7 protein-coding genes and 1 pseudogene are annotated in these 8,803 nt (G+C 68.3%); 1 reads left to right on the top strand and 7 read right to left on the bottom strand.

Going from position 1 to position 8,803, the window contains the following annotated elements; translation table 11 throughout:
* The 3 genes and pseudogenes from A5688_RS12635 to A5688_RS12625 form a co-directional block, all read right to left on the bottom strand.
* Positions 1–466, bottom strand: a pseudogene (locus A5688_RS12635) (molybdopterin-dependent oxidoreductase); the annotation flags it as partial.
* Between the two features lie 64 nt (positions 467–530).
* The gene (locus tag A5688_RS12630) at positions 531–1,937 is read right to left on the bottom strand and encodes a fatty acid desaturase family protein (protein WP_067836052.1); all 1,407 of its coding nucleotides are present in this window, start codon (positions 1,935–1,937) and stop codon (positions 531–533) included.
* A gap of 16 nt (positions 1,938–1,953) precedes the next feature.
* Positions 1,954–3,051 (bottom strand): ferredoxin reductase, encoded by a 1,098-nt coding sequence (locus A5688_RS12625; RefSeq protein WP_067913252.1) that lies wholly within the window; start codon positions 3,049–3,051, stop codon positions 1,954–1,956.
* Positions 3,052–3,289: 238 nt separating this feature from the next.
* On the opposite strand from A5688_RS12625, the gene A5688_RS12620 reads away from it, so the two are divergent.
* On the top strand, positions 3,290–4,165 hold the full coding sequence (locus tag A5688_RS12620) for a DMT family transporter (protein ID WP_067836048.1): 876 nt from the start codon (positions 3,290–3,292) through the stop codon (positions 4,163–4,165).
* Between the two features lies 1 nt (position 4,166).
* Here the strand turns inward: A5688_RS12620 and fadD1 are convergent, their stop codons facing one another.
* The 4 genes from fadD1 to A5688_RS12600 are packed head-to-tail and all read right to left on the bottom strand — an operon-like array spanning position 4,167 to position 8,802.
* Positions 4,167–5,786 carry a fatty-acid--CoA ligase FadD1 gene (gene fadD1 / locus A5688_RS12615; protein WP_067913249.1) on the bottom strand — a complete coding sequence of 540 codons (1,620 nt, stop codon included), beginning with the start codon at positions 5,784–5,786 and terminating at the stop codon, positions 4,167–4,169.
* Between the two features lie 24 nt (positions 5,787–5,810).
* Complete coding sequence (locus A5688_RS12610) at positions 5,811–7,406, bottom strand: flavin-containing monooxygenase (RefSeq protein WP_067913246.1); 1,596 nt, start codon at positions 7,404–7,406, stop codon at positions 5,811–5,813.
* Positions 7,403–8,395, bottom strand: coding sequence for an alpha/beta hydrolase (locus tag A5688_RS12605; RefSeq protein ID WP_242660355.1), 993 nt, complete (start codon positions 8,393–8,395; stop codon positions 7,403–7,405). The genes A5688_RS12610 and A5688_RS12605 overlap by 4 nt, the downstream gene beginning before the upstream one ends.
* The gene (locus tag A5688_RS12600) at positions 8,392–8,802 is read right to left on the bottom strand and encodes a Zn-ribbon domain-containing OB-fold protein (protein ID WP_067836042.1); all 411 of its coding nucleotides are present in this window, start codon (positions 8,800–8,802) and stop codon (positions 8,392–8,394) included. Before A5688_RS12600 ends, A5688_RS12605 begins: the two co-directional genes overlap by 4 nt.
* Between the last annotated feature and the right edge of the window lies 1 nt (position 8,803).

Below are 8,803 nucleotides of genomic sequence, written 5' to 3'. Positions count from 1 at the left end.
GCACGCCGGTCACGATCTCGAACAGGATCCCGCCGACCAGCATCAGCAGCGAAACCCGTTCCAGCAGTTGGGCGATCGACCGTGCCGGCGGGAACACGAAGAGCCGGGGAATCACCGACCACAGCTTGGCGAGCACCACCGGGATGAGAACGAGTCCGAGCCCGACGTGAAGTCCCTGGGTCAGCCGGTACAGCCACGACGGAGTGGTGGGCCAGTCGAAGGTCGGCAGCCTGAGCCAGCCGACGTCGCCGGGGATGGCCTGGCCAAACCGCGGACCGTAGGCGATGTAGGACAGCAGACCGGTGAGGATGACGATCGGCAGCGTCACCAGCAGCACCGAGCCGAACACCGACGTCAGCCATGGTCCCCGCAGCGGACTGCGCCACAGCCGCGCGGGAAATCCGTGACCGCCGGAATCGGTCGTCGGCCCGGTGTCGGTGTCGGGTTTGCGGATGCGCTGCACCATCGATGATTTTCCACGACGGCGCGGCGACTGGGGTTCAATACGCGCGAATCAGCGTGCGGTGAGATCAGTCCTTGCCCCGCGGCGGCGGCTGCACGTCGACACCGCCGGACTGGTGTTCGGGGCCCGCGGCGGGGTGTTCGGCGGGAACACGCTCACGGAACCGGGCGCCTTCGCTGGGCCGCTGCGCGTCCATCCGGTCGTCCTGGCTCCGGTAGGGGCCGGGCTTGGGCCGCGGCTTCCCACCGGGCAGCGACAGCCGAAAGATGGTGCGGTGCACCATCAACCACTGCTTTCCGAACCGGCCGGAGTTGTACGGCAGTCCGTAACGCTCGCAGATCTCTTTGACCTTGGGCGCGATTTCCGAGTATCGACTGCTCGGCATGTCGGGATAGAGATGGTGCTCCACTTGATACCCCAGGTTGCCGCTGATGATGTGGAACAGCGGGCTGCCTTCGATGTTCGCGGCGCCGACCAACTGGCGCAGATACCAGCCGCCGCGCGTCTCGTCCTCGACGTCTTCGGGGGTGAAAGTGTAGGTCTGGTCCGGGAAATGCCCGCAGAAGATGATGGCGTGGGCCCACACGTTGCGGATGAGGTTGGCCAGCACGTCAGCGCCCAAGGTGCGCAGATACGTGCTTTCCACCCCGGGCAACACCTTGTCCAGGAAGTCCGCCGTGGCGCCCAACCGACCCTTGCTCGACACGCGACGGATCCTCTTGCCGATGCGCGATCGCGCGGGTTGTTCGAGCCTTCCGCGCAGCGCCAACTGCGTCAGCCCGAACGCCCCGGCGCTGATCGCCGGCCATCCGAGATAATCCTTGTAGATCTGTGCGCGCGCCTTGACGCCGATGCCCTTCAGGTCCTTTCGCACCTCCGACCACGGCTTCTCGCGTTTGCGGATCGCGTCGATGTCCATGTCGTGGACGGCCACGCCCCACTCGAACAGGAGCGTGAGCAGCAGGTTGTAGATCGGCTGGAACAGGAAACGCCGCTCCCATTTCTGGTTGGGATCGATCCGCATGATCTCGTAGCCGAGATCCTTGTCCTTGCCCAGGATGTTGGTGAAAGTGTGGTGAATGTAGTTGTGTGAGTGCTTCCAGGCCTCCGCGGTGGACGCGGTGTCCCAGTCCCAGACCGACGAGTGGATGTCGGGATCGTTCATCCAATCCCACTGGCCGTGCATCACGTTGTGGCCGATCTCCATGTTTTCCAGGATCTTGGCCATCCCCAGACAGGCGGTGCCCAGGGCCCAGGCCGTCTTCGACCGGGACGCCAGCAGCAGCACCCGGCCGAGGACCACGATCTGTCGCTGCGCCGAGATGACCGTCTTGATGTAGCGGCGATCCCGCTCGCCGAGATCGGCAAAGACCTCGTCGTGAATCGCGTCCAGTTCCTTGCCGAGCTTTTCCAGCTCTTGTTCGCTCAATCGCGCGAGGATGCTTGCCCCGCTGCTTTGTACGGCAGTCGTCACACGCCGCTCCTTTCGATCACAGTTCGAGTTCGACGTCGCCTTCGGCGGTGTTGATGCAGATCCGGACGTCCTGCCCGGTGGGCTCGGTCACTTCACCTGAGCGCAGGTCACGCAGCTTTCCCGATTTCAGCGTCCCGACGCAGGTATGGCAGATTCCGATCCGACAGCCATGGGCCAGGTTGAGGCCGGCCTGCTCCCCCGACTCCAAAATCGATGTGCCGCCGTCACATTCGACCTCCTTCTCGCTGTCCAGGAAGCACACCGTGCCTCCCTCGCCCGCGTTCGCGTCACCGCCGATCTTGGGCTGAAACCGCTCGAAGTGCAGTCGGTCGCGATCACCGTGGTCTTCCCAGTGGTCGATCAGCGCGTCCAGCATCTCGCTGGGGCCGGAGCAGAACGTTTCGCGCTCACGCCAGTCCGCGCAGGCCTCGTCCAGGTTGTCCGGCCCAAGGCGGCCGCGCTCGGAGGTGAGGCGCAGATCCAGGCGTATTCCCTCGTGGCGGCGGTCGAGTTCTTCGAGCGTGGACAAGAACATGGTTTGCTCGCGCGTGCGGGTGGAGTGAATGACCACCGCGTCGCTCAACTGGTCGTGGTGGTCGAGGCTGCGCAGCATGCTGATGATCGGTGTGATGCCGCTGCCGGCGCTGATGAACAGCAGCTTGGGCGGCAGCGGTTGGGGCAGCGTGAACACGCCCTCGATCTCGCCGAGCCGTACCAGGTCGCCGGGCTGAATCTTCTGCACGAGGTACGGCGACACGACGCCGCCGTCGACCTTCTTGGGCGTCACGCTGATCAATCCGTCTTCGGGCGACGGATCGGACGTGAGCGAATAGGCGCGCCAGTGGTAGACACCGTCGATCACCACACCCAGCCGTACGTACTGACCGGGCTTGTGACCAGGCCATTCGTAACCGGGCCGGATGAGAACGCTCGCCGCTTCGGAGCCCTCCGGCTCGATGCGGTCGACCTTGCCGCGCAGTTCCTTGGTGGTCCACAGCGGATTGATCATCTCGAGGTAGTCGTCGGGCTGCAGCGGGCTGAACAGCCGCCGCACCGCTCGCAGGAACATCCGACGTCCCCAGGGGACGTGGGGCTCGGCGCCGCGTTCAGCCATGTCGCCAGAGTACACAGTTGTACACCGACTCTAAACACTGATTTGAATCTTGTTGGCGCACAGGGATAGCCATCTGCGCAACATAGACACGGGTAAAACTCAGCCGTTCACTGGCTGCAGTTTCCTCGATTTTGGACTGTTGCGCTGGATACCTGTGAGGTGCCCCGGGCACCCCTCGCCCAAACGTTTGTTCAGCGGATTCTCAGCTGGTCAGCCCGCGACGCGACACGGGCGCCTAATGTCGGTGGGTGTGCTGATCGGCTTCCTCCTCGCGCTGGGCTGCTCGGTCTGTTACGGAACGGCGACGGTGCTGCAAGCGGCCGGGACGCGATCGGTGGAAGCGGGCAGCGGCTCGGGTGTCGACGCGGTGTTGCTGTTGCGGGCCGTCCGGCAGTGGCGCTACCTGGCCGGGATCGGCCTGGACGTCGCGGGGTTCCTGCTTCAGGTCGCCGCCCTGCGCCTGGTCCCGATCTATGTCGTCGCGGCGGCGCTGGCCGCCTCGATCGCGGTCACCGGCGTGGTGGCCGCCTGGGTGTTGTCGGCGCGGCTGTCGTCGGCCGAGTGGACGGCCGTCGGCGTCGTCTGCGTCAGCCTGGTCGTCCTCGCCCTCGCCGCCGGCCCCGGACACTTTCGGCACGCCCCGGCCGGGCTCGGCTGGGCGCTGCTGGCCGTGGTGGCGGCGATATTCGCCGGCGGCGCCGCCGCCGGGCGTCTGCCCGACCGCGCGCGGGCGCTCGCACTGGGGCTGGGCGCCGGCAGCGGCTTCGGCGTCGTCGAGGTGGGCGTGCGCCTGATCGACGCGATCGATCCCACCAAACGCTCCTTCTACACCAACCCCGCCCTGTACGCGGCCGCCGCGGGCGGCGTCGCGGGGTTCCTATTGCTCACCTCCGCGTTGCATCGCGGGTCGGTGACCACGGCCGTCGCCGGAATGGTGGTCGGCGAGACGCTGGCGCCCGCGCTCGTCGGGGTGGTGTGGCTGGGCGACACCGCGCGCGACGGGTTCGGCTGGCTGGTGATCGTGGGATTCGCCGTCGCCGTGTGCGCAACGCTGGTGCTGGCGCGGTTCGGCGAAGCGCCCGAAACCGCCGAGGCCGGTGAGGCCGTCTCCTGATTCAGCGTCCCGTGAGGGTGGACGCCGCACGGCCACCGGCGTTCTCGGCCACCGGCGCGTAACCGGTGCCGCGGGCGGGCCGCATCCACAACAGGCCGCCCTGCGCGGTGACGCCCGCGGCGATCAGCGCACGCTTGAGGATCTTGTTCGTCGCGGTCGCGGGCAGCTGATCGTTGATGCGCACGTAGCGCGGCCACGCCTTCGGGGACAGGTCGGCCTGCGCGGCAAGGAATTTCTCGAGGTCATCCGGGCCCAGGCTTGCCCCGGGCCGCAGCACCAGCGCGGCCATCACCTGGTCGCCCACCCGGTCGTCGGGGACCGCATAGACGGCGACCTGGCTGATCTCGGACAGCCGCGCCAGGATCCGCTCGATCGGACCGGCCGCCAGGTTCTCCCCGTCCACCCGCATCCAATCGGCGGTTCGGCCGGCGAGGTAGATCCAGCCGTCGGCGTCGCGGTACGCCAGATCGCCCGACCAGTACATCCCGTGCCGCATGCGCTCCGCGGTGGCGCCCGGATCGTTGTAGTAGCCGGCGAAGGGCCCCGCGCCCTGGGTGTTCACCAGCTCACCGACCGCGTCGTCGAAGTTCGTCAGCGCCCCGTGCGCGTCGAACCGCGCGGGCTCGCACTCCCGCAGCGTCGTCGGGTTGTAGATGCTCACTCCCGGGTACGGCCTGCCGATCGATCCGGGTGGGGTGCCGTCCTCCCGGACGACGATCACCGCGAACTCGCTGGAGCCGAAGCTGTCTACCACCCGGCATCCGAAACGCCGTGCGAATTCGGCGATGTCGCGGTCGGTGGCCTCGTTGCCGAACGCCACCCGCAGGGTGTTGGCGGCGTCGTCCGGACGCTCGGGAGTGGACAGGATCAACGCCAGCGGCTTGCCGACGTAGTTCAGATACGTCACGCGGTAGCGGCGCACGTCCTCGAGGAATCGTGACGGCGAGAAGCGGGCCGGCACCATGGTGGCGCCGGCGCCGATGGCGACCGCCCACCCGGCGGCGACGCCGTTGGAGTGGAAGAGCGGCATCGACAGATAGCAGACGTCGTCGGCGGTGAGGTCGTACTGGAAGATCAGGCTGGCGCCGCACATGATCGCCATGCCGTGGGCGAACCGCACCACCTTGGGGTCGCCGCTGGTGCCCGAGGTGAAGATCATCATCAGGGTGTCGGCGCCGGCGACCTCGCGGTGCGGGACCAGCGGCGGCGCGGCGGCAACGGCCTCGGCGTAGCTTTCGCCGGTCACGTCGATGACCCGAATGCCGTTGAGGTCCAACCCCTCCAGCAGTTCGCGGTGCTCGGGGTCGACGAGCAGCAGTTGGCAATCGGAGCGTCGGATGTCGGCGAGCAACCCGGCCCCGCGCCGCGTGGTGTTGATCCCGCACAACACGTAGCCGCCCAGCGCGGCCGCGGCCATGGCCCGCAGCATCGCCGGCGAGTTGCCCAATAGGGCGCCGACATGCAACGGCCGCGCCGGGTCCGCCAGCGCGATGAGCGCGGCGGCCTCCGCCTCGGCTTCGGTGAGGTGCTCGCGCCAGGTCCAGGTCCGATCGCCGTGTGCCAGCGCCGGGGTGTCGTCGTGGCGGCGCTGCCGCAGTAGCTGTTGGACCGTCTCCAGCACGGGTTCACTTCCTCTTCGACGTCGTCATCGGGTGGTCAACACCAGCCCCGCGTAGTCGTTGTGGGCCACCCGGTCGCAGTGGCGCCGGTAGGCGCCGAAGCCGCCGATGTAGGGCATGAAAACCCGCTTCTTGCCCTCGATGTTGGCGCCCAGGTACCACGAGGATGCGGCCCTGGGGAACAACGTCCGCTCGGCCGCCTGCGCCACGTGCTCGGTCCAGGCCAGCGCCGCATCGCGGCGCGGCTCGACCTCGCCGACCCCCCGGTGTCGCACCGCGCGCACCAGGTCGACGACCCAGTCGACCTGAACCTCGGCGTGCAGCACCATGTTCGCCAGCACCGAGGGGCTGCCCGGCCCGCTGATGGTGAACAGGTTCGGCAGCCCGGGCACCATCAGGCCGAGGAAAGTCACCGGCCCGTCGGCCCAGACGTCGCGGAGTCGCTGTCCCCCGGGGCCTTTCGGGTCGATTCGGGTCAACGCGCCGGTCATGGCGTCGAAACCGGTCGCGAAGACCAGCACGTCGCAGGGATATGTCGTCGCGCTGGTTCGTACGCCGTCGGCGGTGATCGCGTCGATGGGCTCGCGGCGCAGGTTCACCAGCGCGACGTTGTCGCGGTTGAAGGTGGCGTAGTAGCCGTCGTCGGTGCAGATCCGTTTGGTGCCGATCGGGTGATCGACCGGGATGAGATCCGTTGCCACGACGGGATCGGCGACGATCTCCCGGATTCGTTCTTCCGCGAACGTCCTGGCGACGTCGTTGGCGGACAGGTCGCTGGTCTGGTCGGGGAAGGTCTTGGCGAACAGGACGCCGCCTTCGCGCCAGCGCTTCCACAGCGCTTCGGACCGCTCGTGGGCGTCCGTGTCGAGGGCGTTCTTGTGGTAAGTGCCGTGCGGGGTGCCCGCCGCCGCGTAGGCGGAGATCCGGCGACGCTCGGGATACTGCTGCTGGATCTGTCGCTGTTCCTCGACCGTCCACGGCCGGTTGGGCATCGGGATGGTGTAGTTCGCGGATCGCTGGAATACCACCAGGTGATCGGCGTTCGCGGCGATGATCGGCGCCACCTGGATTCCGGACGATCCCGTGCCGATCAGACCCACCCGCTTGCCGCGCAGCTCCGGATCTTCGCGCGGCCACGCGGCCGTGAAGTACACCTCACCCGAGAAGCCTTGGGCGCCCGGGATATTGGGCCGATTCACCGCCGACAGGCAGCCGGTCGCGCACAGCAGGAACTGTGCGGCATAGCTGTCCCCGGTGGAAGTGTCGACGTGCCAGCGGCCTTCGTCGAAGGCGGCGCCGACGACATCGACGCCGAATCGGTAGTGGCGGCGCAGGTCGAAGCGGTCGGCGACGTGTCGCAGGTAGGCCAGGATTTCCGGTTGGGCGGCGAAGCGTTCGGTCCACCGCCAGCTCCGCTGCAGTTCTTCGTCGAATGAGTAGGAGTAGTCCACACTCTCGACGTCACAGCGGGCGCCCGGATAGCGGTTCCAGTACCAGGTGCCGCCCACGTCGGGCGCGGCCTCGAGCGCGGTCACGGACAGGCCCGCGGAGGCGAGCCGGTGCACGGCGTAGAGCCCGGCGAAGCCGGCGCCGATGACGATGACGTCGCTGACTTCGGTCACGACACCGCGCTCCGGTCGGCCGGATGCAGCAGCTCGCGCAGGTCGGCCCAGACCAGACGCTGTGCCGATGCCGCCGGTGGGAACGATTGCATGGTCATGAAGCCGTGAAACAGTCCGGGAAAGTCCCGGTGCACGACGGGCACTCCCGCGTCGCGCAACCGGCGGGCGTAGTCGCATCCCTCGCTGTGCAGGGGATCTGACCCGGCCGTCACGATCACCGCGGGTGGCAGGCCCGCATGCGAGGCCGCGCGGGCCGGGGCCACCAGATACGGTGGGTCGAAAACCGTTTGTGCACCCAGGTATTGGTGCCAATACCACTGCATCGCGGCGCGGGTGTTGAAGTATCCGGCGCCGTAGCGGTGATAGCTGTCGGTGTCGAAGCTCGGGTCGATGGCCGGGTAGATCAGCAGCTGCGCGGCGGGCCGGCTGACGCCACGGTCGCGGCAGAGAATGGCGGTGACCGCGGCCAGGTTGCCGCCGGCGCTGTCGCCGGCGACCGCCGTGCGTGCGGGGTCGATGCCCAGCTCGGCGGAATGCTCGACCGCCCAGCGGAACACCGCGAATGCGTCGAGCGCGGCCGCGGGGGCGGGATGCTCCGGCGCGAGGCGGTAGTCCACCGAGACCACGACGGCTTGACCGCCCCGGGCCAGGGCACGGCAGAACCCGTCGTGGGATTCGATGTCGCAGAAGACGAAGCCGCCCCCGTGGTAGAACACGATCGCGGCGCGGTCGTCGGGTCGCCCGCCGCGCGGCTCGTAGATGCGTGCCGGGACGGCGCCGTCGGGACCCGGGACCACGACGTCGGTGGCGCTGTGGACATCGTCGAGGTTGTCGACCGGCATGCGGCGTTCGGCCACCGCGGCGCGCGCCTGCGGGCCGGTCATGTGCTCGACGCGAGGGAATCCCGCGTTCAACTGGTCGAGCATCGCCTGCACCACGCCGGCCACGGGGTCGTCCATGTCCACCTCCGACCTCGTCGTCGAGGTCATGCGGGCCGATACTTCAGGAGGGTGATTCCCTCAGGCAGATCGTAGAACACCGGCCGCACCCGCATCCCGATCCGGATGTCACCCGGGTCGATGTCGACCAGCTCCGTGCTGAATTTCGGTCCGGCATCCCACTGCACCACCGCGAGCAGCTGCGGCGGCGCGTCCTGCCACGGCGGGCCGGTGGGCCGGCGCGCGATCGTGAAGGTGTACAGCGTTCCGGCGCCGTCGATTTCGCGCCATTCCAGGTCGTCGGCCAGCGTTCCCGGCGCCAGCGTCCGCGGATAGAACACATAGCGCCGCAACGACGGCGAGTACTGCACCAGGATCAGGTGCTGGGCCAGGCCGTCCCAGAACGGCCGCGAGACGGGCGTGGGCTCGGGGACCGGGAGAGCGTCGGGGTGGCCCATG

The organism is Mycobacterium mantenii (assembly GCF_001667865.1).
In the GTDB taxonomy this organism is placed as follows: Bacteria; Actinomycetota; Actinomycetes; order Mycobacteriales; family Mycobacteriaceae; genus Mycobacterium; species Mycobacterium mantenii_A.
Note: the sequence above shows the minus strand (reverse complement) of the source record. Positions and strands in the feature narration are given on the sequence as shown.

Bases quoted from the DNA above. Each gene is read 5' to 3' on its own strand.
- A5688_RS12600 (WP_067836042.1), bottom strand. From the start codon at position 8,802: ATGGGCCACCCCGACGCTCTCCCGGTCCCCGAGCCCACGCCCGTCTCG.
- A5688_RS12620 (WP_067836048.1), top strand. From the start codon at position 3,290: ATGTCGGTGGGTGTGCTGATCGGCTTCCTCCTCGCGCTGGGCTGCTCG.
- A5688_RS12605 (WP_242660355.1), bottom strand. From the start codon at position 8,395: ATGACCTCGACGACGAGGTCGGAGGTGGACATGGACGACCCCGTGGCC.
- A5688_RS12625 (WP_067913252.1), bottom strand. From the start codon at position 3,051: ATGGCTGAACGCGGCGCCGAGCCCCACGTCCCCTGGGGACGTCGGATG.